Raw genomic sequence first — 25,284 nt, 5'->3', positions numbered from 1 at the left:
TCACTTTAATTTATACTTTATCTCATGATATTGACTTTATCAATAAAAATGACATGAAAAACCCCTTATGTTCGTCCTATAAACATAAGAGGTCAAAAAAGTTTCTATTGTTGCTCCTATTTTTTAGCAAGTTCCCAAAACCACACTAAAAACGCTTGTCGATCCGTGACTTCACAGCGTTTATAGATGTTTTGGATATGTTTTTTGACTGTTCCTTCACTAATAAAAAGCTGGTCGGCTATTTCTTTATTGCTGGATCCTTGAATAATTTTGAGTGCAACGTGACATTCTCGTGTGGTAAGTCCTTGACTGACGAGAATGGGTTGTACGAACGCTGGTGTATTCCAGTTACTTGGAAGTTCCCTTTCTCTTTCATCTGCTATGCCCCTTACACCGCCACTTGAAAGCTCTGATGGGATCTCTGCTGGAACGAGAAATCTTAAAACGGTATACCAAAGTCCACCATAAATGGCCGGTAGCATCGCTTCAACCATTTGTGTTGAACCCTTTGTGCTATTGGCAAGTAGACTTAAAAGTGTGCTTAAAACACCTGCAACAAGACCATTTTTCATGGCAAATGGAGATAACGATTTTAGAGTCATGCCTTTTTTCCACTGCGTCAAAGTTAGAATCATTATGCCTAGAAAAACTGACAGAATCGGTATAGGCCGAAAGAGATTTCCAATCTGCCACTGAAAAAGTATCATGAGTATGACAAAATAAATCATTAACCCCATTTTCTTATTCAACATGCATCCTCCTCTACTCAAGTGAAGCGATGACGGCTTTTGCTTTCGCCTCAATTGGGAGTAAAATAAAAGTAAAAACAAGCGCATAAATCAACGTAATACACGCAACACCGCAGCTTTTTACAAGCATTTCGGTTGAAGCATCCACTGTGTACATGGACATGATGGAGACAAATCCACTCAACGTTCCAATGATTCCAGACAACAATATCGCCTTAATCATGAGTTTCACAGCAGATAGAATGCGTTTAGACTCAACCAGTGAAAATGAATTCACTTTTTCCGCCATCATTTTAAAACCGTTCAAAAAGTCATTAAAAAGTCCCGAAGCCATGACAATTGGTAAAGAAAGCCCTACAATAACAATCAGACTTGGAATGTCTAAAAACGCACCAAAAGTCGAAGAAAACATAAACAACACGCTCATCAAACTGATAAAAATTGCAACTCCAATATAATACATAAGACACCTCACTTTTTTTGATTGAATCACCTTTGTGATCCTAAGTCCAGTGTACCCCTCAAAAGTGCTTTTGAGAGGTCGAATAAAAGGCGTATTAAAGGCGTATATCGGGAATACTCCCTTATTTTCTTCCATAGTACCACTAAATGTCTTCAATGACTATAGCGATTAGCATCCTCATTAAAACAAATTCGTGCCTATTTTTTTCTTTATTATCCTGTTTAAAGGGTATTAATATATAAAAGAAAAGAAATGCGATATGAAAGCGAGGATTTTTTGATACTTTTCTGTAAAACAACGTTGAATTTTAAGATAACAATATGGAAATTTGATATTTTAGATTGTAATTAGTATATGATTATTATAGTTACTTACTGTGCTATAGATTACATTGGAGGATTATATGAAGCATTTGAAATTAAAAACCAAAATAATTATATTAGCCGTCCTTATATTAGCTGTTTTCATGAGCTTTATCTTAATTTTTGTTCTGCCTAAGGCCAACGGATTAGTCGAAGAAAAAACCGTACAAAAACTTGAGCAATTAGTGGACTTACCGCTTTCTGAGATACAACGTGAATATGACCTGTATCAAAGTGGCGAAATCAGTGAAGCGGATGCTAAACAGAACGCACTTGAAGTTATTCAAAACTTTAGGTATGAAGAAGTTGAGTACTTTTGGGTCAATGATTTAGATGGTATCATGTTAATGCACCCAATTAAACCTGAACTAAATGGTACCAATGTTCTCACTATTCAAGATCCAGACGGCAAATACTTGTTTCAAGAGATGGTCGATGTTGCTAAATCCACAGGAGAAGGCAATGTACGTTATCAATGGCCAAAACCAGGTAGTGAATCACCTCAACCCAAAATTTCTTTCATAAAAGTATTTGAACCTTGGGGTTGGGTTGTAGGAACTGGCGTATATGTCGATGATTTAAAAGCAATTGAACAAGGACTTTTTAGAGATGTCATGATTGCACTTGCAGTTATAATCGTATTTTCAATCATCATTATGGCCTTTATAATCTTACCACTCAATAAAAATTTGAAGAAAATTACTGAAGAAACTTCTAAATACGCAGCACTTGATTTTTCTGAAAAAATGACCATCTTATCAAGAGATGAGCTTGGTGGTATTTCAGCTTCTTTTGAAAAAGTGAGAAGCGAATTGATCCATATGGTAACGAATCTGAAGTCAATTTCAATTCAGCTAAATCAAAGTGCACAGGACATCGGAGTTAGCTCAGAAGCGCTTGAAGAAGCTTCTGAGTCAACCTCATTATCTGTAACGGATATTTCAGCAGTTATCGAAGAGACGAGTGCTTCTATGCATCAAGTGAATCAGACGATAGATGAAGCAAGAGATGCCATAGAGGTTGTCGCTTCAAAGGCATCTGATGGTGCACTTAATGCTTCAGCGGTTAGCACCCGTGCTGTAAAACTCAAGAATGATGCTGAGCTATCAGAAAAAGATGCCGTTAGAATCTACGATGAAGTCAAAGAAAAGTTGGAAATAGCCATTAAAAAAGCAGAAGAAGTAGATAAAATTAACGAGTTTCTTGAAGGTATTCTCAGAATTTCATCTCAAACTCAATTACTTGCACTCAATGCCTCCATAGAGGCTGCTAGAGCGGGAGAGGCAGGAAGAGGGTTTGCAGTCGTAGCAGGTGAAATCAGTAAGCTTGCTGATGAATCCACAGATATGGTTAGCAGTATAAAAGTAACTGTCGACTTTATAAAAAATACGGTAGGAAGTTTAGTCACAGATGCAAATAGCATTTTATCATTTGTTGAGGAACGTGTTTTGAAGGATTACAAAAAGCTCATTGAAATTGGTGATCAGTATAATGTCGATGCAAATGTATTTAACGATATCATGTTAGAGCTTAGTGCAATTTCTGAGGAATTAAGTAGTTCGATGATGACGATTGCTACCAGTGTCGGTGAAGTTTTTAAAGCGACCGAGCAAGAAGCTGAGCAAATCGACAGGATTCAAGCTATGACTATAACTGTTGCAGAAAACGCTTCTTTGGTAAGTAGAAGCACTGAAGAAAACCATGCAATCGTAAACGAATTAAACGATATGATTGCCAAATTCAAAGTTTAGACGAATAAAAGCATCATCATACAGAAACACAATCATAAAAAAATCAATCACATAAAAGCAATAAAACCTGCCTATCAGAGCTATTCACAATGTGTTTAATCATTGGTGTATTACTCTATGGCAGGTTTATTTATTTGCATATTTATTTGCATATTAACTTGAATATTAACTTGAATATTAACTTGAATATTAACTTGAATATTAACTTGAATATTAACTTGAATATTTACTTGATATTAACGAGTTAAGGTAAAACAACTAATCTTCGTCTAATCTAAGAATTATTCAGATTTATATGCTTTGATTAAAATTTCTCAATCGCACCAATTTCATAACCATTTAACACCACTTCCATGGATTCAATCACAACGTCAGTTAATGGACGGTCGCTATGGTTGGTTTTTACGTTTGCGATTTGATCAACGAGTTCAAGACCTTCAGTCACTTTTCCAAATGCTGCATAGCTGCCATCTAAATGCGGAGATGTTTTGTGCATTACAAAGATTTGACTGCCTGCGCTATTCGGATTTGCCGATCTCGCCATTGAAAGCACGCCTTCTGTGTGTTTTAAAGCGTTGTTTACGCCATTGTTGATAAATTCGCCTTTAATGCCATAACCTGGACCACCCATACCCGAAGTGGTGGGTTAAATAAACCGCCATTCAAAATCCTTTATTTTTCTTACTAAAATTAGGTTTTTAATTTCCAAATGACCATAAAAATGACATGTAGATTTTACCCTATTTCAACTTTTAGAAAAAATTTAGATTTCTTATTTTGATTTATTACTATTATACAACCCATAATATAATATCAATTACTAATTGACCAGTATGTATTTATATTTTATCTGCAAACTGGTATAATTTATTTATGTAAATTTAGGAGGTTTTAATATGAATCCACAAGTTAAAATAGTTGTTAAAGAGTTTGGTACAATGGTTGCAGAGTTATACCCGGAAATAGCACCTAACAGTGTTAATAATTTCCTTACATTAGCATCTGAGGGTTTTTACAATGGTCTGATATTCCATAGAGTTATAAAAGGTTTTATGATTCAAGGTGGGTGTCCATCCGGCTCTGGAATGGGTGGGCCTGGGTATGGTATCAAAGGTGAGTTTCTAAAAAATGGCGTGAACAACAACCTTAAACATACAGAGGGTGTATTGTCTATGGCAAGGTCACAAAGTCCAAACTCTGCAGGCAGCCAAATCTTTATTATGCACAAAACATCACCGCATTTAGATGGTTCTTATGCTGGATTTGGTAAAGTTATTGAGGGTCTTGAAATTGTAGACCAAATAGCTAATGTGAAAACAGCATATGGAGATAAACCATTAACTGATGTTGTTATAGAGAGTATTACAGTTGATTTAAATGGTTATGAGATTGGACCAATTGAAAAATTTTAAGTAATAAGGGAGTGCATTTGCACTCCCTTTTAATTTGTTTCTGCTAATAACTGATACAGTTTTTGTCTAGAAACTCCAAGTTCTTTTGCTAACTCCGATTTAGATTTGATTTGTCTACTATTATATAAGGCTAATTTGTCTTCAAAGTTTTTAACATCTTTCTTTTTTCTTCCTTTATATTTACCTTCCCTTTTGGCTACCTCAATTCCCTCTCGAATTTTCTCTTTTTGCAAGGTAGATAAAAACTCGGAAACCGCCCCTAATATTGCTATTTGCATTTTTCCTGTTGCTGTAGATGTGTTTATTCCCTCGTGGATACTGATTAACTCAACACCTTTTTTATCTAATAATTCCATAGTTTTCAATAAATCAGATAAACTCCGTGACAAGCGAGAAAAATCAAGTATGATAATACTGTCACCTTCTCTAGCGTAATCTATCATATCCTCAAAACCTTCTCGTTTAAGATTGAAACCTGTTTTACCCTCATCTACAAACCATTTATCTATTTGATACTTTTCTAAAACTTCTTTTTGTGATTGTAAATTTTGATTAGCACTAGATACCCTAATATATCCTATTCTCATATGCACCTCCGACTATGGACAAAGCATACCGCGCTTGTGTCTAATCATCAAGTGTTTTATGACATACAGTAAATTTTATTAAATAATAGTCTATAAGTACAAAATTATGAATCTAAACAGTAGTTATTGCAACAAGTAAAAACTAAGCATTTTCTGATATAAAAACTATAGTCTAAAATAACATTTTATTTAGACTAAATAAAAAAGTAGTCATAATTCAAATAAAAAAAATACAGCACATAAGCGCTGTATTAACAAATTATTGGCATTTTTTGCATATATACTTATTAAGCAATACTTCTGCATATTCACTATCATATTCATATACAAAATCTAATGAACTTGAAAAACAACCCTTATCTTTATATTCTTCTGTATCAACTTGTGTCATATCTTCAATCAAATTTACTTCATCACATTTTACACACATGTTAACACATTCTAAACAAGCCAAATAATCCAAACTATCATTATTCTGCAATAATAATAACTCATCTAAATGGACTTGATTACCACATTTTTTACAAACATCTGCACAAAATTTACAATATACTTCACCTGAAACACTATGCTCCAACATATCTTCTTGAGATATTATTGCTTCACAACTAGCGCAATTTATACTAGACTCTTTACTTTTATCCATATGTCAACTTCCCCTTATATAAAATATGTTCATATTATAACATAAAAAGTTGTCAAGTTTGACCACTTTAAAAATTACCTTTTTTTGTTACTTTGCGATACTACACTAGCAGCTAATGTTTTAGTAGTTTCAGCTGACCTTGGATTACTTAAAGCTTTTGCTGCTTTTGATTCCATTGCACTACTTGTTTGCTTACTTGAATTAGCTTGTGATAAAACCGAGCCTGATAATTCTCTCTGAATTTTTGATGCACTTGAATTATTTAATGTTTGTGCCGCTAATTTAGTTGTATCTGGACCTGATTTCTTATTATTTGCCATATAAATACCCCCTTTCTTTTTTTTTATGTACTTCCGAGCATATTATACTACCATTTAATACATTGTCAATATATTGTGGTCAAAATTCCCCAACCACTATATATTGTATTTGTGTAAGTTTATTTACTGTTGTGTCCATTCTCAAAAACTGGTAAACTGGTCTAAAAGGTAAATAGGAGGACACAATGATAATTAAAACATATTCTTACCGATTCGCAGAAGAAATTTTACAGCATCCAAATTACATACAGGTCTATAATGAGATTATTAGCGTGTGTGAAAAATGTCCATTACCGCTCTATAATGGTAAATCGGCTAGACAACCGAGACTTAATATAGTACAGCAAATTATGAACACATATTTTAAAATGATGTTTACCCAACTAGGTTGGGAGCCTGAACCATTAGCAACACCTCTAGATAATGCAGATGCACTTCGGTCAGATTTTAGAAAATCATTTGTTAACCAAGAGACCGGTGAGATTAATTTAACCGCGCAAATTGAAGTTGAGTTTGGTAATGTAGCTAGTAGTTATCGAAACTATTTCAAATTTCAACTCTCATTTTCATATGGATTAACTGATGTATGTATTATTATTCTACCGTCTCAACAACTTTCTACCCGAATAGATAGTGGTGTTTCCAATTATGAAAAAACAATTAGAGAAATACCATCTGCTAAACTATCAGTTACAGTACCAGTATTAGTAGTTGGATTATTTGATAGAAATGATGCTGGGGATTTAGAACTAGAATGGAATGTTAGAGAAATCGAAGAAGATTTAGATATTCTCAAAGGAGATAAGTTAGGCAATATATTAGCGCATCGAGAAATTGTTCAATCTTATATAGATAGTTTATAACACAAAAGCAGGTGGATTTATCCACCTGCTTTCTATTTTTCTGATTCTATTATTTTTGATATTGTTTTACCCATTTCTTCAATCAATCCAACCACTAGTGCATTACCCATACAAAAATACCTCATTCGCTTTGGCATACCTGTATTAGTCCAATCGTCATCAAAACCATTTAATCTCTCGGCTTCAATTTCTGTTAAAACCCTTATTACACCCGTGTCTAAATCTTCTATAGCATGGCTACTTCTATTTGTGGATGCCTCAGATGTTAACATTGTTCTACCTGGTCTGTCTAATGGGTCAGGAAATATAACAGGACCCTCAGTATATTTATATTCAAACCCTGAACTGCTTGTTCTAGGCTCATTTTTAGAACCTTTTAAATACCGCCACTTTTCTTCATTTTTAATCTGATACTCATCAATATCTACATTGGATTGTACAATATCTCTCAACAATGTTGGGGTTTTATACACAGGTTCAGTTTTAGCAGTAACAACTTCATTACCCCTCAATATACCACTATTGTCAAAATTAAATGAAAAATTATCTGAAATACTTTGTAAATCACTACCATCAATTTCTAGTGTTTTATACTTAAAATCTTGCTCTACCTTAAATGTTGCAGCAAACATTCCTTTATCTCTAATAATATCTTCTAATTTAAATTTAGATTGTTTCTTGCCAAACTTTGTATTGTTTTTATATGCATATATAAAAACTCTTCTTCGTCTCTGAGCAAATCCATAGTCTGCAGCATTAATTACTCGCCACTCAACAGTATAATCTAAAACTTGAAAACATGACAACATTACAGCAAAATCTCTACCCCTTTGTTTTGCTGGGGATTTTATTAATCTATCTACATTTTCTAACAATACAAATGGCGGTTTTTTTTCCTTTAAAATATCATTAATCTCCCACCATAAAACACCTTTTTTACCAGCAATACCTTTTGCACCTGTTGTGCTAACCGAGTAATCTTGACAAGGAAATCCCCCTACCAATAGAGTATGCTTAGGTATTTCATTTTTTACTTTTGCTATATCTTCATTGACACAGATAGTTCCATTTTTTTCAAAATGACTTCTGTAACAATCATATGCGTGTTGCACATTTTTCCCTGGTTCCCATTGATTTGCCCAAATAACTTTATACTCTGGGTCAGCTTTTCCTAAACCTAAATGAAAACCACCGACACCGGCAAACAACTCCACAACTTTTTTATCCATACTACACCACCCATAATTAAGCAAAAAATGAGAAACCTTATAGGTCTCTGACAATTTCGCGTATATTGCAAATCTTCATTATACATCATAATTTAAACTAATACTTAAAACTACTTTTTTTATGGATTTCATTAAAAACCACTTATTATTATACCGCAAATGTTGAGTTTATCGCAAGGTTAGTTGAGTTTTAGTTTTCATTATTTCAGTTTTAAACTAGACTATTCCAGTTTTCAACTTGGTGTGTTCAGTTTTTGTTTAGATGAGTTGAGTTTTTTACTTCTCGAGTTGAGTTTTAGAGTTGGTTTGTTCAGTTTCTGTTTAGACTATTTCAGTTTAAAATAAAATGTGTTGAGTTTTTTAATAACTCAACACCTATCTACCTTAATAATATACTTTTCTACAAAACACCATTTTATTATCATTTTATTTGTGTTTCTCTTTAATTTTATCTATAAACCACTGATAATCCACTTTACCCATAATTAACCCCAAAATTTGAGTGTTTCCATCCTTAATTTCATTCAGCACCCAAGCCATCTTCTCTTCATCTTCTATAACCTTTTGTTTGTCTTGCTCTAACTTGAATTTACTATGACTATGTAGGTAGTCAATTTGTGTCATACAATCCATCATACTATAGCGATATTTGACTTTACTATCTGCTGATGGTAAGCCATCTAGAACCATCTCATCTATATAATCAGTTAGTTTTGCTCTACCCGATGCTAGATAAAAACTGGCTTTTGCATCTGCAATTTGCCCCTCTCTTATTAACCTTAGTGTTTCATTTCCCAATTTACTTTTTAACCTTTTATTGGCTTCGGATATCACTACCTTAATGGTCTTTTCTCTTTTTTCATACATTTCTTCATAGTTTTCATCGTGTGCAGTGATACCCATTTCTTCTAGTTCTTTCTTTATTAATGCTGTTCTACCATTTTCTAAATGGTATTTATACCGAGCTGCAGCATCTATCCTCAACCATTCACAATCATTTACATACTCTACTATTTCACCCAACAATACCAAAGCCTTTTGAGTGTTTTCATACTTCTTCTTTAAATCTTTGTTTTTAGGTTCAATCACCATAACTCTTTTGAAATCTAATAATTCTTCTTCTTTCTGTTTTACTAAATGTTCCAACTCTTTTTGTATTAACATTGCGCTACCTCTTTCCTTTACTGTTACCTAATTTGATTTAAATTTTTAACTCAGCGACCTAATTTTAAAACTCAAAATTGTTTTATAAAAAAGGTAAAGTTTATTTTTTTGAATAACCTTAACTTTTAAAAAATTTATTCTTAACTAATATATTTTAAACTGACCATTTTTTGCTTATTTATGTCCATTTGATTTTGATTTTTAAAAAGTTTCAAATTTTGATATTTTTAATGTTAAGTCAATTTTTATTACATAATTCGACACAAATTATAGAGTTTATTTAGAAAAAACACATATTATCAAATAACCCTATTAAACAATCAAAATATCAAAAATTAATCACTCACAACTTAAATACTAACCACATTACTTATTAATCTAGATAAATGTACAGAATCTCCATTTAATTTAAAGCATATTTTAAAAATTAAAAGTAATAAAACTAAACTACATAAAATATGCAAAATAAAAGTTGCTAATATTGATTAGCACCATCTACTTAAACCGCTTTTAAAACCATTCCATTTCTTGTTTTAACTATATACTCCTGTTTTCGCTCTACCTCTTTGCGATACACCAAATAAGCATTTTCTGTTAATTGATGACATATTAAATCTATATGGTTACCTCTTGCTAATTCTTCTAACCGCCTGAGTTCTGGACTTGAAAACATACATCCTAACTCTTTATAACCTAACCCTATCATTTCATCCCTGCTGACTGATTTTTTAACCTCATACATTATATCTACCCCTTATAAAACAACTTCTTTTTCAAATGCTTCAAACAACTCTTTCTTGACTGTTTCAAAATCCTTAAACACCAATGGATGTTTATCTGCCCATCTATTAGCATCTTGTTCTGTTGCACCTTTTACTTTAACTGGGCTTATAACATTAAATGTCCCTGAGTTTAATATATCTACCCAAGGTAATAAAACCCAAGGTTTTACACTATTATCTGTTATACCATAATGTACACCTATTGATTTTGACACTATATTGTCAAATAATATAACACCATAAAAATAACCAAATTCCTTTTCATCTACCTTATCAACTATACAGTTTACACGATAGTATTCGGTCAATTTTGCTTTTAATGCTTCATAAAGTTTCTTTAATGCTGATTCAGTCAATCCTATTCTGCTGTATAGGTCTGGTTTTGGTTTTTTTTCTACTTTTGTATCTGCTTTTGGTTCTGCTTTTGGTTCTACTTTTGGTTCTGCTTTCGGTTCTGCTTTATTACCACTTATTGGTTTAAAAGATGCTGGTAGCTCATATACCCCAAGTTCTTTAGTCGGTAGTGTTTTTTTCTTAAATGCTTCTGATTGCTCAATTTTTGGTTTTACTACCACATCACTTTTATACCCGATAAACATCGCTTTTGAATTTGAGTTAATTTGTCTACATACAGAAGTATATGCACTTTTTAAACCCTTTACTTGTTTTAGTGGTACATGTTTATACCACTTAGGAGCAACTATATATGCATCAAAATCAGCGGTACCAATAAACACCTTTGTATTTTTTTCACCCCATAATTCTATACTCTCTATCTCAGTAACATCTTTTAAAACAGGTAGAGTTTTACCATACATTGTTAAAACTTGTTTTAAAATCTTCTCTATAGCACCTCCATTTATTGCTTGTGCAATAAAATAAAGATTATCAGGTTGTTTAACCTTTAATTTAACTATATATCTATCCATTTTAACCCCCTATGATACCACTCTATAATTTCCAGATTTCACAACATCCATCACTTGTCTAACAAATTGCATAGATACTAAATCTGTAATTTGTTTTCCATATGTTTTTAAATCATTTATTTCTATAATCTCTAAATTAGAAAATTGGTCAATTAATGACTTATCAATAGGTCTGTGATAACTATAATTCTCTGTTCTATAAAACAAATAATATTTTTCAGCAAAATATTCTTCTTCAACTACTAAATACTTTTGCCCATTATCCCAACCATAATCTACTCTTTGTTGTAAATTTCTCTTATAATCACTTTCAGTTTCAAAAATTCTTCTCTTTTTACTTCTTGTTAACCACTCTAAATGAATACATTCTGGAACAAGGCAATTTTCTAATAGAAAATCTTTATACTTATAATATTCTCGCATTTTTTCCTCTTGTTGCTGATAAGCTGTATAATATGGGCTTAGATAGTTTCGATACTGCCTATCAAAAATTTTATAGTACTCTTGAGCTTTATCTCTACAGTTTTTCGCTCTCTTATTGATGCTATATAATGCTTGTTCTAGCATTTCAAATGTAATAATATTATTCTTCAAAGCCTCTTTATATTTAATTGGTGTTTTCATTCACTACCCCTCTTGCACAGTAATAACTATATGACCCTCTGGTGCTAACCACATATCTACTATATTTAAAACATACTCGGCTAGTAATAACTCCTTAACCTCACTAACATCTGGTAAATCAAGCTGTTTCAAATTATTATTCTCATATAATCTAGCAATATCATCCTGTTCCATTTTTAATTCAATCATTTTATTACCTCACAATCCTTAAACTTGACACTATTTTTTAACTTTTTTTATTCATTAGCTGCTTTTTAGATTGGTTAGTGTTTAACTATCAAGTCAAACACTAATCATAATTAAATTTTCTTACCTCCACTGTTTTTCAATGTTCTTGATATCGCTCATTTTCTTTCTAATATTGGTTTTATTTGCAACACCAAGCTTTTCAGTATTATTACAATCTACTCCATAGAGAATACCATCATATACCAATAAGCAAATTCCACCGATGTTATACACTAAACCTAAAACACAATTTAAACATTCCTGCAATTCTTCAGTATTAAAATCACATCTACTCTCAGGTATATAGGTCTCTATAGTATCACCATTAACCACCTGCTCTATAGAACACTCCCAACCTGTTACATAATATAAACCATTTGAATATCTCATATATATTCCTCACTTTCATCTTGTTATTTAATATAGTTTTATTTGTCCAAATTATTTGTCCAACCAATTGTTTTACTGTAGCGAGGATTGATACACCAATCCTCTCAAATTTGCTTTCATTTCTGTTACTAGTTTTTTCAAAATATAACTAGATATAATATCATCAGCAGAAATATCTAGAAAACCCATTAAAACAGTTCGCCTATCTATTACCGCTACTCCATAATCAAAATACTCATTTTTGTATAACCACCGCTCTAAATCTAATCTAGACATATCTACTGCTAACCCTACCTGGACTATTCCTACATACGGGTGGATATAGATGATAAAACCATCATTATCTATTCGGATTACCGCAAGTCCTTGTATATCAAGGACTTGTCGGTTTGTATATCCTAAAATCTGTAACCGCTGATTTAGTTCATCTATCATTAGGCTGCCTGCTTTAACTGTATTATTTCAAATGTCTGTGGGTCATAATTTGTAATTAAAACCTCTACATCAGGTGATGTTTTATCTTTTCTCTGATGAGATGCATTTTTATAACTGACATCCAAATAATGCACATTATATTTTTTAGACCAATCTACTAATTGAGTGTGAGTTAAACCCTTAGACTCAATTACATTTGATAAAGCAAATCTAATACCTTTTGAGTGCAAATCATCTATATAATTTAATAATCTCTGTTCATGATAACTTGACCAACTTTTGGTATAACCTGTGTCAGTTAACAAATATGGTGGGTCCAAATATACTAAACTCTCACTATCTAAACCATCTAAATTGACTAAAGTAAAATCAGTTTTGTGATACTCTAAATCCTTACCTCGCATAGCATTTGCAAAATTTCTTAAGTTTAATGCTTGGTTATCATTAAAAAACCTTTCACCCCAACTCAAACTTAGTTTTTTATCTTTAGATTGGAATGATTTATTTACACTTGATTTTCCATTTAATTTCGCCTCTTGACTAAATCTAAGTTGATTGGAATAACTCGCAGATACTAAAGCAAATAAAACAAATAGTTCTCTATTTTCGGTATTATAGTAATCTAATAATTTCAAAAAATTCTCCCTATTTTGATTTCTATTATCTACTTTAAATTCTGCTGTTATATCTCTAATTTTCTTAATTAATTCATCAGAGTCTGAGTCAATTATCAACTTGACTAAATCTAACACATCACCTAATAAATCATTAAATACATATTTATTAGCAGATACATTCGCTGCCATTACACAACTACCCGCAAACAACTCTATATAAGTTGTAATTCGCTTAGGAAATAATGGTAAGAGCTGTGGTACCAATCTCCTTTTGTTACCTGTGTAATTTAGTGGACTAGCAATATAATTATTTTTTACTTGTGTTTCATCAACTTTTTTTCTCATCAAAACCATCCTTATATTGTTATTTATTCTATATTTTGGAAGTTCTAGGTTGAAAAGTGCACTTAATAAACCCTCATCCCATACACTTCAATGAAGCCTTATTTTTACTTATATTCAATTATTTGGTAATTTTAGGGTGTGATGTAGCCTTGTTTTTTGTAACACCACACCCTATTCAGTTTTATATGTTACCTATTAGATTGCCATTAGATGTCTGTACAATGGCTGTTCTTCTTGTTTTTCCTTTTGGTTCAGTGTAAATACAGATGCTGTCCTGAGTGGCTGTTGAGTTTTTATTATTGGTTTTGATTCATCTGCTGTTTTAACATCTTCTGTTGTTTTAACATCTTCTGCTGCTTTAACCGCTTTCTCTTTTGATGCTTTTAACCTCAATAATGTGTTTTTTCATTTTCTTTTCTCCTTTTCTTCCTATTTAATACCTTTAGTATTTATGCACTTGGTTTTTAAATCCACAGTAATACTTATTTTCTGGAAACCTAATATTATTCCATCTGCAATTGCTTTAATTAGCATTGATACTTTTTCATCTATCATGTCAAGTTCATAGTCAAAATATAATGCACCCATTTTATACAACTCATTGTGGGATTCATTATCTAAATATTCACCAAATTGGCTAATAATCCCCTTTATATGCATCTCAACTCGTTGGATTGATAATTGCCTATTAAATTCCCTTTTTTCTAATTGACTCTCAAAATGCTTATCAACAATTAGTTGCGCTATTTCAATCGGTAAATCCTTTAAATCTCTGAACATCTCATATTTTATGTTTTCATCAACATAAAAATTGTTTAATCTACTTCTATTAATACTTTTATCAATAATTTCCCAAATCTTACTTTCTTGTTGTGATTTATTTCCCTGTTGTCCATTTCCTTGGTGTTGTGAAGTGATTCCCAATTGTCTTCTCATTTTTCGATTCATCATTTTTTTAATCTCCCTTTTTTTTTAGTTTTTATTAGTTAATACCAGCCATTTGTTTGGCAAGCTGCTTACTCATTTCTACAATCATATTTTTAATTGGATTCTCTTTAAAAAAGCTTTTGTTTTTATCGCTTGCACTTAATTTACTCAAATCTACTGTATTACCATACAAATCATAAACATCTATTTGTTGTAATTTCAGATTATCTATGTGAGCAATCGAGTATTTATTAGCACTCTCAAATTCAACACCTTTTTTCTTTAAATCTTCTTCTAATGGGTCAACAAACTTTACCCAATTCTTTGATTTACTTGGCTTGATTTTTAATACTACATAATCACTAGCTTTAAATGTGCCATATCTTGCTGGTAATCCATATTTGTTAATATAAGTTCCACCTACATTTTTTACTGTTAAATCAGCAACCTTTTGAATTTTTTCAAAACTGTCACATAACCAACACAACCCATCAATTGCGAAAACTTTTAATTCTCCATCTGAAATTATTGATTTCGCATTTTCTACTTTAGTAAGGTGGTATACTACCTCTGGAGCGAAGTTTAATTTTTTGTACACATTTCCAAAACCCTTAATATTATTAACTGATTTACTTTCTTTAATCCCCATTTGTCTTCTCATTTCGCGATTCATCATTTTTTTCTCCTTTTTTAGTTACCAATGTTTTTACTTGGTATATTATTTGTTTGTTTCATTTCTGATAGTCTGATAATATCCTTGATATTTTAGGGTAGATTTAATACCCCTTAATCTTCTTGTAGTCGCTTTTCATAGAGTTTTACAATCAAAACCTTTATACAGTATAGGTCATTGTATTCTAGCAATCTGGATAATGATGCTACTATTTTATTGAACCAACACACATATTCAAAATTTTTATAATATGCCACTAAATAATGGTTTGAAGATGGTACACTGTAATTTATAAAACCATTATTTATTTCATACAATATTTCTGTTTTTAAATCTTCTGAAAACTCATCAATTTTCAATAAAACACTTAACAGCCAACTGCTTTCACTTGGTGCATTTTCCCAAACAGAATACTCGGTTAGTAGTTCATCTATTTCTGAGAGCCAATATTTATTCAATTTTTCAAAACCCTTTGACTCATTAAAACTAACCAATTCATAATATTTATTACTTCTATTTACTTTTACTTGTGACATAAACTCTTTAGTTAATAAAATTTCATCCTCATCTGATATTGGTTTATACCAACCTAAATTTACACTTTGGTCATCTAATTCTGTCAATATTTCTTTGTATCTCTCATAACTCATTTTTTTATTCTCCTTTTATTTTTAGTTTGTTTGCTACTTGGTACACTCTTAGGATACTATACTTACAAACATATTTAATTTGTCGCTTTTACGGGTGAATTTTGGTATAATAGCGATAATTGTTGTAATAAAGTAAGCAAAAAAACAAAAAAAACCCGAAGTTCCAGGTTTTTATTAATAGAATATTTAAATTGTGTAAGGGGTATATCATGAGTAGTAATTTTGAATTTATAAAAATACCATCTTTCAGAAGTATTTTACTTGAAATCAATAATTATATTAGTGAAATCAATAAAATAAAACAACTAAGTGATAGTAGCAATTACAAAGATGAGAAAATTTTTTATTCTAATATAGATTATATTACTCCTATTCTAGACAATATAGGTGCTTTTCTACAAAACAATAAATTTTTACCTGAACTCTCTGTCAATAATCAAGTGATATCACTTAATAATTTCTATGTTCCTATATATAAAAAGGTAAGAAATAGTGATGGTAACATAGAGAAAAGAAGAATTACCAAGATTAAGAACAAATTTAAAGTTTTAACTATACACACTAGTATTCAAAATGAAACATATTCATTAGTTGATATTGATTACAGTTTGACAAAAACTGAAATAAATACTCACCTACTTTTATGTTATCAATATCTATTAACTTACTCTAATAATCTAAATATTGTTATATCAACTTTTGAAACTAAGTATTTAGATATGATAATAAATAATGTTGATATAAAAAATACTAATTTCAAGAAATCCATAACAAACCTAAAAACAACTATAAATGATATTATACAAAATAATACAAACAATATTGATGTAATGAATAATGCAATAACCCTAATTTATAAACTTCACTTTTTTATTCATTATAATTTATTGGTTGATGCTTCTAAACTTACTCAATATGATATTTATAGTTATGCGGGTAAGAAAAGAACAACTTTCCAAGACTATCTAAATTTAAACAAAAGCAATCTACCCGATGTAATTTCTCTTCAAAACTTAAGTATTATTTTTGGTTTACCAATAGAGTATTTTATTCCAAATATTCAAGAACCATATAATGACATATCCAGACTCGTAGGTATAACTGAAGTCAATCTTCATAAATTAGAAATCTTGAATGCTGCTTATGATATTGAAGCACACAAAGTCCCTTATAATCAAATATTGAATTTATTAATTACATTACTAGGAGATAAATCTACCGATATATTGCTGACTTTAACAAACTACATTACTAATTGCTCTATAGATGATTTGATTACATCTAATAATGATGAAGATATTTATTACAAATTACCATCAGATTATATCGATGCAATTGTAAAACATAACTTATTAAAACAAATTGACCTTATTAAAAATCTTTATACTGAAAAAAATTTAAAAAAGAGTTAGAGCAAATTTGCTCTAACTCTTCTTCTTTAATCCCCACAATATTGCTCGCGCTCCCAATCTTTTACTAATCGCTTACAATCTCTTATCGCTGTTTCTACATTTGTTTTAGTTGCTCTACCATATGGTTGAGTGTTTTGGTCATCTGCTGCAAAAACATTTCCATTTCTTACATAACACATTATACCAGTTGATTCAAAATAAACTCCATCTGCTTTTAATTTCATAATTTTACCTCTTTCTTCTTTTCTTTATTTATTAGACTTATAGCTTTATTTAAAACCCTCAGAACCGCACCGCCCATAAACCATCATATTCTGTCATTGTATTCGGATTTATTTTAGTCCTAAAATAATTATAAAAACAATCCCATAACTGAGAGAAATAATCCACTAAAATATCACTATCACTGATATTTTCATAATCCTCAAACATATCATTAATGAATAGTATATCGCTAGTAATTGGAATACCAGTAGTACAAGGTATAGTACCCTGTATTTCATTTACATAAATAAACTCATTTTCATATACTGCATCGTCATCAACAATAGTCAAAGTTTCAAATGCTCGCTCTGTTATATCAACCAGACCAAATTCATATAGTTGGTTAAATGGTTTTAGTTTATAGGTTTTTCGCTGCATTATATGTTTAATACTGGCTTTTACTGGGTCATAAGCAAGCACTTTCAATGCTTGCCTATTTTCAATCACATCACCGACTGCAATTATTACTCCTACACCGCAATTTTCCCTTTTTATATCAAAACCCAAAACTTCTAAATGATTTATTAATGACTCTAAATTATACATAACCACCTCTATCCTATTATGTTGCTAATATACTAAAACCTAGCTAACTCTATTCCATGCACCTTGCGCCCTTCATATTCTACCAAACTAAAATCATTCCAAAGCGCATCTATCAAATCATCTACAAAACCTCCATCAATATAAAAATCATCAAATAATGCTAGGTTTAGTTCATTTGGTCTATAATCCGGATGTTTTGCGTGTAATGCAATTAGACTAATACCACCATTATAATAAAATGCATCCTGAGGATGTCTAATATTTCTTTTTAATGCTTCAAATACACCTTTTGTAATATCAAATACCCCTAAACTATATAACTCAGTTAATGGTTTTAGAATTCTATTTTTATCCATAACCATACTAGGTTTTATTTTACTTGGGTCAAGAGCTAAAAGTTTAACTGCTACTCTACCCTCTTTTGGTGTGCCTACAGCATAAATTATTTTGGTTCCATTCCTTAAACCTGATATATCAAACCCCTTTTGTTCTAGTTCCATCTGTACATTCATTAATAAAGACATAATATTAACCCCTTTCTAATAACCACTTGGTGGTAGGAAATCTCTATAATCTGCACCATAAATCCTAGGTATCTCATATATACTCAATTCTACCAAACCATTTTTCTGAGCATATGCTCTATATATCTGCATTCTCTCTTCTACTGCTTTACCACCAACACCTGCTAGAGCATAATAATTTTGACCTGCACTAGGGTTAAAGCATTCCTCACATCGAACAAAACACACCATTCACTTCCATTCCTATAATTAAACTCGGAAACAAAAAAAGTAGATTTTGGTAAACCTATACTATCACCATAAATATGGCGCCTATTCAGATAATCATTACCTATAACCCTTGTTTTTGTTGAACTACCATTATAATTCAATAAATTTTTAACTGTTTTTATCATCTTAAAACCCTCTTTCTATCCCTATGAATTGTTGGTGTTTGATACTAGTCAAACACCAACTATATAATGAACATATTAACCTATTTGCTTATAACCCATTTCTTCAAAATAACCTATATAATCATTTATTCTTCTGGTAACCGATTGTGTTATAGGCATATATTCAGCTAGATTGTTTGGTATCATATAACCTTGTGTTCCAACCAATCTAAATATCAATGTGTTATAATAATAAAAATCAAAATTTGGATGATTAATTTCCAATCTGTCTTTACTACCCGATTTAACAACCTTATTTGAACCTCTATACTCTGCTAATTCTTGTGTTGTTTTCAACATTTCTCTTTTCTTTACCATATTAAACCTTCCTCTCACTGTCCCTCATCCGGACATTCAACTTCAAACACTTCATCATAAATAATATCTGTACTATTTATACTGTCTAACTCTTCAGCTTCTTTAATTTCAACTAACCGCTCTGGGATTTGTTCATCTACCTCGGTGTTTTTTATAAATATCACTAAACCAATTATTGTTACTATTAATACTACTAACCCGACTACCGCGATTTTTTTCTTCATAACACCACCTCTATAATTTCCTTAAAAACTTCAATAACACTACCATAAAAATATTAAATCAAGTATATCTAACACTTCTTCAGTATTCATTGCCTCTGCTTGTGCTAATGCTAATTGCAGCTCAGCATCCGAAAAATAATAGTATATAAAAATACCGCAACACATTAGTACTGCCACAAGTAAAAACATTCTTACTTTTAATTCCATTTTCAACACCTCGCTCTACCCTATCAAAAGTTATTTCTTTTATAATTAATATATATTTTTATGTCCATTATTTTTGTCATATTGATTTATTTTTTGTTGTTCCCCCTCTTGTACCAATTTACAATAAACCTGTTTAAATTCAGATGTCCCCGATATTTCGGGTTTTAATGTGTTATAGGTTAAAAAAAGAATCCTAAAATACAATAGGATTCTTTTTTTTTGCTTTTAAATTGTTTTTATTCTAATAGTTGGTTAAACCATAAGAATCTAAATTTAAGATTCAAATAATACTCAAAAAATTGAAAATATACCCCTCAATCCCTTATAAACACTCATTTATTGTTATATGTCATTAAACCTTTATAGTATATAGGTTTTATCAAAAAATAGAAAAAGCAGCTCTAAGCTGCTTTTAGTAAAACATATAATGATAAGATTTTACATTAGGATGTAGCATTAGTAAGCCAAGGACTGTCAGTTTTTGCTAATAATCTAGCATTTTGATATGACATTTCAACCGTTAAAACAGTAGCGCCAAAATAACATTTGTTATCAGTATCACATTCCAGTACCAATACAAAATCAGGTTGTCCTTGATATGAATTACCTAAGTAAATAGGTAATAAAAACTGAACATCTCCATTATAGAATTGGGGTACTACCATTTTATAATTTCTTTTAGCTAATTTCTTAATTATAGATTCATTACCCTTAAATCTCATTACTAATTCGGGCAAATCATACTCTATTTTTGTAGCCTCTTTGATTCTCTCAAACCTATCTTCAAAAACATGCTTCCAATTCAATCTTAAATCATAATCCGGATTATAAATTACTTCTTCAATTGTATCAAAGTATGTTGCTATTTCTGGAGTTACATTACCAAACATTGTTAAAATTTTCCTATCATCTTCCAAAACTATAACCGGATTTTTGTACATTGTTACTTGTGTATCTAATACCAATACATCGAATTTTTCAACTATGATATTTATATCTTGACCAAATTTTCTATCTAACAGTCCAGTATTAAAAATGATATAATTACCATCTTTTGAATTGATTAACTTACCTTGCACAATTAATCTCTTCAGTGTGTATTTAATATAAGATGCTAGTATGGGATGATTTATTTTTGATTCAGTTTTATATTTCCAGTTCTCAGGTTCAGCCATCTGACATAAATTTTCTAGGAATGTTATCATATCATTAAAAACATTAAACACTAAATTACCCATAGTTATCATATTTTTTCTTAAAATACCTTCGGTTAAATCAGAAAATATACTAATATCTGCTAAATACCAAGGTGCAACACCCTCTTTTGTGTTTGTATTCTTGTTGAATTTTAACCACACAGAGTCACCATAACTATCTGAATAACTTGTTTTAAAGTATGCTTCATTAGATATTCCATTTTTTGAAATTGAACCATTATTCAAAAAAACAACATTTTTATCATTAAATTCACTTTCAATTTTGGTTACAATTTCACTCGTAGGTTCATCAAGTGCACATAAATCTTTAATTAACTCATATTTATTGCGGTGGCAAAAAGCAAAACTGTTAATATTCATTAATATACCCCTTTAATTTATTTGAGTAGTTCTCATTTTTATAAATTTACTCGATTATTATTTGTATACTTTGGATATTATTTTTTCCATTTCTTCATCTAGTCCATACCGCACTTCACTTTTTTGTTTACCTAACTCTGTCTGATATATACTAATATCTCTATAACTCCCAAACTCAACTTTAGGTGTAAACAATATACTACCCTCTGTATAGACATCAAGCTGTCTATTATACTTTTCTGCAATATCATTTAAAACAGATTGTATTTTCCAATCAAAATCATCACAACCATCTTCAGTTATACCAGTACTTTGACCATTATATATCTGATATAAAACACTACCCACTTCAAAAGTTATAGTTATCATTTTTGCATTATAATATTCCAAGAACTTTTCAGGATGTACATTATTTTCTATGGTTGAAGCCGTAATTGCTTTATTATTATAATAAAGAGTTACACCTGTAAATACATTAGTTATACTTAGTAATTTTTTTATTTCTTCTACTTGTTTCTCATTAATTTCATATTCTGTCATTATTCTACACCGCCATTTTTATAATTTTTACTATTCTATTTTTGCTATGTTTTATTAGGTACTTCTTACAATCACCGCAAACATTCTTACCCTTGAACAGTATTTCTATCTCTTTTCTGCTACCACACATAATACACCAATCTACCAAGTCTTTTACATAAGTAAAATTTTCACTTGCCACTTTTTGTTTTGGTGTTTTTGCTTTTGTATATCTCTTAGATAACCGATTGATTCTATACACCTTGCTACCATCTATTATTGATTTACATTCTAGACAGATTTTTTTACCCCTATAAGTTTTGAACTCAGAAACATCAGTATCACATACAAAACACACATTTGGTTCTACATACTCAAATAGCGGTTTTAGAACAAATGCATCAGGATAGTCTTCAGATATGTAAAATTCAATATAATTAACTTTATTTTCTAAATCTAGATACCGCAACAACTCTACAGGTAGCTTGAAACTCTCCCGCTCAAACAAAACCTTACATTTTGACTTTTTTGTTTTGGTGTTCTTCAATACCCTAATTTTCATTTCAGATACCCCCATACTGTTATATTATAAAGTATTCACTAGCGGGTTGCAAAAGGTTTGCATTATGGATGTAGATTTTATATGATAAAGAAAAATGCTGGGGGTTATAGTATGAAAACTAATGATGATTTACTAAATTACCTATTTAGAATAAGACTACCTAAATACCGGGGTGAAAGAGAATTCTGTGAGTTTGTAAGCAAAGAATTAGAAGAATACATAAAATGTATCAAAGAGTTGAGTATAAATGGTCAAAGGACCCTATCTGAGAACTTTTATATTAAACTCTATAAGTTAATACCCCTTATTGAAGATACCGCTAGCGCTGTAAATACTTCTTTAGCAGAATATGATAAGGCTAATTATGCTGCAGCTTACTCTATAATATACAACATTATGGATAATATTTATGAATCCATTGAATTTGTAAATATCAAACATCATTATAAACACAACTCATTCTATAGAGTCAGAGAAGTTGAATATGAAAGAAGTGATTTTAGCAGATTTGATATTTTTCATACCCCATTTAATAAAAGGGCTTATGTTTCTACTAGCCGATTTTCTCTACCCGGTATGCCATCTTTATATCTTTCTTCTGCTCCCGAACTATGTTGGTTCGAATCAAATTTACCAAATAAATTCTATATTGCTGAGTTTGAGTTCGCAAACTACTATTATATGCACAATTTTAAACTACTTGATTTTACACATAGACCTTTACATCTGTGCATTGATACAAATTTAGCTACACTCAATCAAAATAAAGATGAACAAGAAATTAGAGAAAAAATCTTAATTGAGTTTCTTACTATGTACCCTCTAAGACTTGCATCTTCTATTGCTGTTGAAACTAAGGGAACTCCCTTTATCCATGAGTATGTTGTACCTCAAATGGTACTTGCATGGGTTAATAAAACTAACCTCTTTCAAGGTATAAAATTTACTAGTGCAACTTATACCAAAGAAGCTCATGACTATAATGCTTATAATATTGTACTTCCTATAAAGGTACTTAACAAAGATGGTGTATGTGAAACTACCGCTAATTATTTTAAAATTTCTAAACCTGAGTACTATAACATTTACAAATTCTTCAATGACTTTGAGATACTTATTGCAACCGAAAACATACTAGAATATTTCAGTAGTGAACATTTGAAAGGTAATTATGCACTTTATGAAATTGAAAATCTTTTGATTACCCTATATGACTCTTTAAAAGAAATCATTAAAAATAAAACAACTCATAACAAAGCTCTTTATAGAGTAGTAGATAGTGTTTATAGTAATCTCTCAAATATTTCACATACTCTAGAACAGTTTAATAAATATCTATATGATAAAAGTTTTGATTCCTATTCAGAAGAAAATGCAATCATTTACCACCAAAAATTAAGAGATTTTTTATTGAAAGAATTAAGTAATATAAATAGATTTTCTTTTCTTAGAATGAACAAGTTTGAAGATTTTCAACTCCTATACCCTAAGAATGACTAAAGAGAGGATTTACCTCTCTTTTTCTTATAGCTATTTTGCTCTGTTAAACTTATACGATGATTATTGCGCTCTCTGTTTTACACGGGTGAATTGGTACATTCTGTACAAAACCCACCAAACCAAAATCATCATTTCCCTTTCATATTAATATACTTTTTGCATACACAGGAGTAGTTTTTAATCACTTATAATAAAATACTAGATTAAACCCTTTATGACACTTAAAGCAGTGAAAATTGTATGTCTGATTTTAAAAATTGTATGTTCGCTTTTCTTGAAACACTGTAATTATAAGTGTTTCAATTTTTATAAAATACCGAGCTTCAGATGATATCCATATAAATACATTCTAAATTGATTCTAAAATCAATCTAGAATGATTATAAAATCTATTAATAATGATTATATAGTCTATTTAAAATGATTATATAATCAATATATAATCAAAATATATTCTATATAAATTCTAAATATATTGATTTCCTATATATTTACCATCTGAAGAACACGGGTGGAATCTGTGCCTAAAGGCACAACAGCACCAGCATCTGTAAATATTCCCCTTATTACTCTACCTAGTAAATATCTACTCTTAAAGATTTATATAATACCCTAATTAAATAACTCTATCCTAACTACTGCTAACCGATGAAAATATAGATACTAAAATTTGTATGCTCGGTTTTAAAAATTGTATGTTGATTTAAGTTAAAACCATTAAAACTTAAAGGTTTTAACTTTGGTCGGGTAGAAATAGAAGAAGTATAAATGAGATTATCGGGGAGCATTTAGATTAGAGAAAATAAGGTATACGGGTGGAGTTTGTGCCTAAAGGCACATTAGCACCAACCTTAGGCAATTCAGTTTAATACCCCTAATGTCTTTCATACATAATACTAGTTAAACCACCTAATTCCTTACAGCTACTTTTCTACTAACTTAACAGCTATAACCGCTTCGCTCAATACCCTTATAATCATTACAACCGCTCTAATACTATTTCTCTTACTTTTACTGCTGACTACCGCTCTACTATCTATATTACCAAACT

At 30.6% G+C, this 25,284-nt stretch carries 34 protein-coding genes; 5 read left to right on the top strand and 29 right to left on the bottom strand.

What is annotated here, in order from left to right; all coding sequences use genetic code 11:
• Positions 1-116: 116 nt before the first annotated feature.
• Both ACZ41W_RS12810 and ACZ41W_RS12805 read right to left on the bottom strand, forming a co-directional pair.
• Positions 117-752: a response regulator transcription factor gene (locus ACZ41W_RS12810; protein WP_464312376.1), complete on the bottom strand. Its 636-nt coding sequence runs from the start codon at positions 750-752 to the stop codon at positions 117-119.
• 10 nt (positions 753-762) lie between these two features.
• The gene (locus ACZ41W_RS12805; protein ID WP_464312375.1) at positions 763-1,212 is read right to left on the bottom strand and encodes a hypothetical protein; all 450 of its coding nucleotides are present in this window, start codon (positions 1,210-1,212) and stop codon (positions 763-765) included.
• A gap of 403 nt (positions 1,213-1,615) precedes the next feature.
• Here ACZ41W_RS12805 and ACZ41W_RS12800 point away from each other — a divergent pair, with 403 nt between their 5' ends.
• Positions 1,616-3,325 carry a methyl-accepting chemotaxis protein gene (locus ACZ41W_RS12800; protein ID WP_464312374.1) on the top strand — a complete coding sequence of 570 codons (1,710 nt, stop codon included), beginning with the start codon at positions 1,616-1,618 and terminating at the stop codon, positions 3,323-3,325.
• Positions 3,326-3,629: 304 nt separating this feature from the next.
• Here ACZ41W_RS12800 and ACZ41W_RS12795 read toward each other — a convergent pair whose 3' ends face one another.
• Positions 3,630-3,956, bottom strand: a complete 327-nt coding sequence (locus tag ACZ41W_RS12795; RefSeq protein WP_464312373.1) for a peptidylprolyl isomerase — start codon at positions 3,954-3,956, stop codon at positions 3,630-3,632.
• A gap of 265 nt (positions 3,957-4,221) precedes the next feature.
• Between ACZ41W_RS12795 and ACZ41W_RS12790 the strand changes: the two genes are divergently transcribed.
• Positions 4,222-4,737, top strand: a complete 516-nt coding sequence (locus ACZ41W_RS12790) for a peptidylprolyl isomerase (RefSeq protein WP_464312372.1) — start codon at positions 4,222-4,224, stop codon at positions 4,735-4,737.
• Between the two features lie 29 nt (positions 4,738-4,766).
• Here the strand turns inward: ACZ41W_RS12790 and ACZ41W_RS12785 are convergent, their stop codons facing one another.
• The 3 genes from ACZ41W_RS12785 to ACZ41W_RS12775 all read right to left on the bottom strand — a co-directional run bounded on the left by ACZ41W_RS12785 (position 4,767) and on the right by ACZ41W_RS12775 (position 6,290).
• Positions 4,767-5,324: a recombinase family protein gene (locus ACZ41W_RS12785; RefSeq protein WP_464312371.1), complete on the bottom strand. Its 558-nt coding sequence runs from the start codon at positions 5,322-5,324 to the stop codon at positions 4,767-4,769.
• 259 nt (positions 5,325-5,583) lie between these two features.
• The gene (locus tag ACZ41W_RS12780; protein WP_464312370.1) at positions 5,584-5,970 is read right to left on the bottom strand and encodes a hypothetical protein; all 387 of its coding nucleotides are present in this window, start codon (positions 5,968-5,970) and stop codon (positions 5,584-5,586) included.
• 74 nt (positions 5,971-6,044) lie between these two features.
• Positions 6,045-6,290 carry a hypothetical protein gene (locus tag ACZ41W_RS12775; protein WP_464312369.1) on the bottom strand — a complete coding sequence of 82 codons (246 nt, stop codon included), beginning with the start codon at positions 6,288-6,290 and terminating at the stop codon, positions 6,045-6,047.
• A gap of 185 nt (positions 6,291-6,475) precedes the next feature.
• Between ACZ41W_RS12775 and ACZ41W_RS12770 the strand changes: the two genes are divergently transcribed.
• A complete protein-coding gene (locus tag ACZ41W_RS12770; RefSeq protein ID WP_464312368.1) occupies positions 6,476-7,153 on the top strand; it encodes a BglII/BstYI family type II restriction endonuclease in 678 nt (225 codons plus the stop codon).
• Between the two features lie 32 nt (positions 7,154-7,185).
• Here the strand turns inward: ACZ41W_RS12770 and dcm are convergent, their stop codons facing one another.
• From dcm to ACZ41W_RS12705, 13 genes are all read right to left on the bottom strand, one after another.
• The gene (dcm, locus tag ACZ41W_RS12765) at positions 7,186-8,382 is read right to left on the bottom strand and encodes a DNA (cytosine-5-)-methyltransferase (protein WP_464312367.1); all 1,197 of its coding nucleotides are present in this window, start codon (positions 8,380-8,382) and stop codon (positions 7,186-7,188) included.
• A 426-nt stretch (positions 8,383-8,808) separates the two neighbouring features.
• A complete protein-coding gene (locus ACZ41W_RS12760) occupies positions 8,809-9,546 on the bottom strand; it encodes a hypothetical protein (RefSeq protein ID WP_464312366.1) in 738 nt (245 codons plus the stop codon).
• Between the two features lie 499 nt (positions 9,547-10,045).
• A complete protein-coding gene (locus tag ACZ41W_RS12755; protein WP_464312365.1) occupies positions 10,046-10,288 on the bottom strand; it encodes a hypothetical protein in 243 nt (80 codons plus the stop codon).
• A 12-nt stretch (positions 10,289-10,300) separates the two neighbouring features.
• Complete coding sequence (locus ACZ41W_RS12750; RefSeq protein WP_464312364.1) at positions 10,301-11,257, bottom strand: hypothetical protein; 957 nt, start codon at positions 11,255-11,257, stop codon at positions 10,301-10,303.
• 9 nt (positions 11,258-11,266) lie between these two features.
• Positions 11,267-11,881, bottom strand: coding sequence for a hypothetical protein (locus ACZ41W_RS12745; RefSeq protein ID WP_464312363.1), 615 nt, complete (start codon positions 11,879-11,881; stop codon positions 11,267-11,269).
• Positions 11,882-11,884: 3 nt separating this feature from the next.
• Positions 11,885-12,070 (bottom strand): hypothetical protein, encoded by a 186-nt coding sequence (locus tag ACZ41W_RS12740; RefSeq protein WP_464312362.1) that lies wholly within the window; start codon positions 12,068-12,070, stop codon positions 11,885-11,887.
• Between the two features lie 120 nt (positions 12,071-12,190).
• On the bottom strand, positions 12,191-12,499 hold the full coding sequence (locus ACZ41W_RS12735) for a hypothetical protein (RefSeq protein ID WP_464312361.1): 309 nt from the start codon (positions 12,497-12,499) through the stop codon (positions 12,191-12,193).
• A gap of 72 nt (positions 12,500-12,571) precedes the next feature.
• Positions 12,572-12,934 (bottom strand): hypothetical protein, encoded by a 363-nt coding sequence (locus tag ACZ41W_RS12730; RefSeq protein ID WP_464312360.1) that lies wholly within the window; start codon positions 12,932-12,934, stop codon positions 12,572-12,574.
• Positions 12,934-13,896, bottom strand: a complete 963-nt coding sequence (locus ACZ41W_RS12725; RefSeq protein WP_464312359.1) for a DNA adenine methylase — start codon at positions 13,894-13,896, stop codon at positions 12,934-12,936. Before ACZ41W_RS12725 ends, ACZ41W_RS12730 begins: the two co-directional genes overlap by 1 nt.
• 195 nt (positions 13,897-14,091) lie before the next feature.
• Positions 14,092-14,289, bottom strand: a complete 198-nt coding sequence (locus ACZ41W_RS12720; protein ID WP_464312358.1) for a hypothetical protein — start codon at positions 14,287-14,289, stop codon at positions 14,092-14,094.
• Positions 14,290-14,325: 36 nt separating this feature from the next.
• The gene (locus ACZ41W_RS12715) at positions 14,326-14,847 is read right to left on the bottom strand and encodes a hypothetical protein (protein ID WP_464312357.1); all 522 of its coding nucleotides are present in this window, start codon (positions 14,845-14,847) and stop codon (positions 14,326-14,328) included.
• A gap of 31 nt (positions 14,848-14,878) precedes the next feature.
• Positions 14,879-15,499, bottom strand: a complete 621-nt coding sequence (locus tag ACZ41W_RS12710) for a hypothetical protein (RefSeq protein ID WP_464312356.1) — start codon at positions 15,497-15,499, stop codon at positions 14,879-14,881.
• Between the two features lie 110 nt (positions 15,500-15,609).
• Complete coding sequence (locus tag ACZ41W_RS12705) at positions 15,610-16,146, bottom strand: hypothetical protein (protein WP_464312355.1); 537 nt, start codon at positions 16,144-16,146, stop codon at positions 15,610-15,612.
• 209 nt (positions 16,147-16,355) lie between these two features.
• Here ACZ41W_RS12705 and ACZ41W_RS12700 point away from each other — a divergent pair, with 209 nt between their 5' ends.
• Positions 16,356-17,558 carry a hypothetical protein gene (locus ACZ41W_RS12700; RefSeq protein ID WP_464312354.1) on the top strand — a complete coding sequence of 401 codons (1,203 nt, stop codon included), beginning with the start codon at positions 16,356-16,358 and terminating at the stop codon, positions 17,556-17,558.
• A 26-nt stretch (positions 17,559-17,584) separates the two neighbouring features.
• Here the strand turns inward: ACZ41W_RS12700 and ACZ41W_RS12695 are convergent, their stop codons facing one another.
• The 10 genes from ACZ41W_RS12695 to ACZ41W_RS12650 form a co-directional block, all read right to left on the bottom strand.
• The gene (locus ACZ41W_RS12695) at positions 17,585-17,782 is read right to left on the bottom strand and encodes a hypothetical protein (protein ID WP_464312353.1); all 198 of its coding nucleotides are present in this window, start codon (positions 17,780-17,782) and stop codon (positions 17,585-17,587) included.
• Between the two features lie 58 nt (positions 17,783-17,840).
• Entirely contained in the window at positions 17,841-18,368 is a 528-nt protein-coding gene (locus ACZ41W_RS12690) for a hypothetical protein (RefSeq protein ID WP_464312352.1), read from the bottom strand.
• Between the two features lie 32 nt (positions 18,369-18,400).
• Positions 18,401-18,892 carry a hypothetical protein gene (locus ACZ41W_RS12685; RefSeq protein WP_464312351.1) on the bottom strand — a complete coding sequence of 164 codons (492 nt, stop codon included), beginning with the start codon at positions 18,890-18,892 and terminating at the stop codon, positions 18,401-18,403.
• Between the two features lie 15 nt (positions 18,893-18,907).
• Positions 18,908-19,123: a hypothetical protein gene (locus tag ACZ41W_RS12680; RefSeq protein ID WP_464312350.1), complete on the bottom strand. Its 216-nt coding sequence runs from the start codon at positions 19,121-19,123 to the stop codon at positions 18,908-18,910.
• Positions 19,124-19,362: 239 nt separating this feature from the next.
• Entirely contained in the window at positions 19,363-19,644 is a 282-nt protein-coding gene (locus tag ACZ41W_RS12675) for a hypothetical protein (RefSeq protein ID WP_464312349.1), read from the bottom strand.
• A 14-nt stretch (positions 19,645-19,658) separates the two neighbouring features.
• Positions 19,659-19,868, bottom strand: a complete 210-nt coding sequence (locus ACZ41W_RS12670) for a hypothetical protein (RefSeq protein WP_464312348.1) — start codon at positions 19,866-19,868, stop codon at positions 19,659-19,661.
• 39 nt (positions 19,869-19,907) lie between these two features.
• Entirely contained in the window at positions 19,908-20,075 is a 168-nt protein-coding gene (locus tag ACZ41W_RS12665) for a hypothetical protein (protein WP_464312347.1), read from the bottom strand.
• 443 nt (positions 20,076-20,518) lie between these two features.
• Complete coding sequence (locus ACZ41W_RS12660; protein WP_464312346.1) at positions 20,519-21,652, bottom strand: DUF3825 domain-containing protein; 1,134 nt, start codon at positions 21,650-21,652, stop codon at positions 20,519-20,521.
• A gap of 57 nt (positions 21,653-21,709) precedes the next feature.
• Positions 21,710-22,192 (bottom strand): hypothetical protein, encoded by a 483-nt coding sequence (locus ACZ41W_RS12655; RefSeq protein ID WP_464312345.1) that lies wholly within the window; start codon positions 22,190-22,192, stop codon positions 21,710-21,712.
• A gap of 4 nt (positions 22,193-22,196) precedes the next feature.
• Entirely contained in the window at positions 22,197-22,733 is a 537-nt protein-coding gene (locus tag ACZ41W_RS12650; RefSeq protein ID WP_464312344.1) for a hypothetical protein, read from the bottom strand.
• Between the two features lie 111 nt (positions 22,734-22,844).
• Between ACZ41W_RS12650 and ACZ41W_RS12645 the strand changes: the two genes are divergently transcribed.
• Positions 22,845-24,233: a hypothetical protein gene (locus ACZ41W_RS12645; RefSeq protein ID WP_464312343.1), complete on the top strand. Its 1,389-nt coding sequence runs from the start codon at positions 22,845-22,847 to the stop codon at positions 24,231-24,233.
• Positions 24,234-25,284: the final 1,051 nt, after the last annotated feature.

The organism is Fusibacter fontis, assembly GCF_055378735.1.
This window is presented reverse-complemented; position numbering and strand designations above follow the sequence as displayed.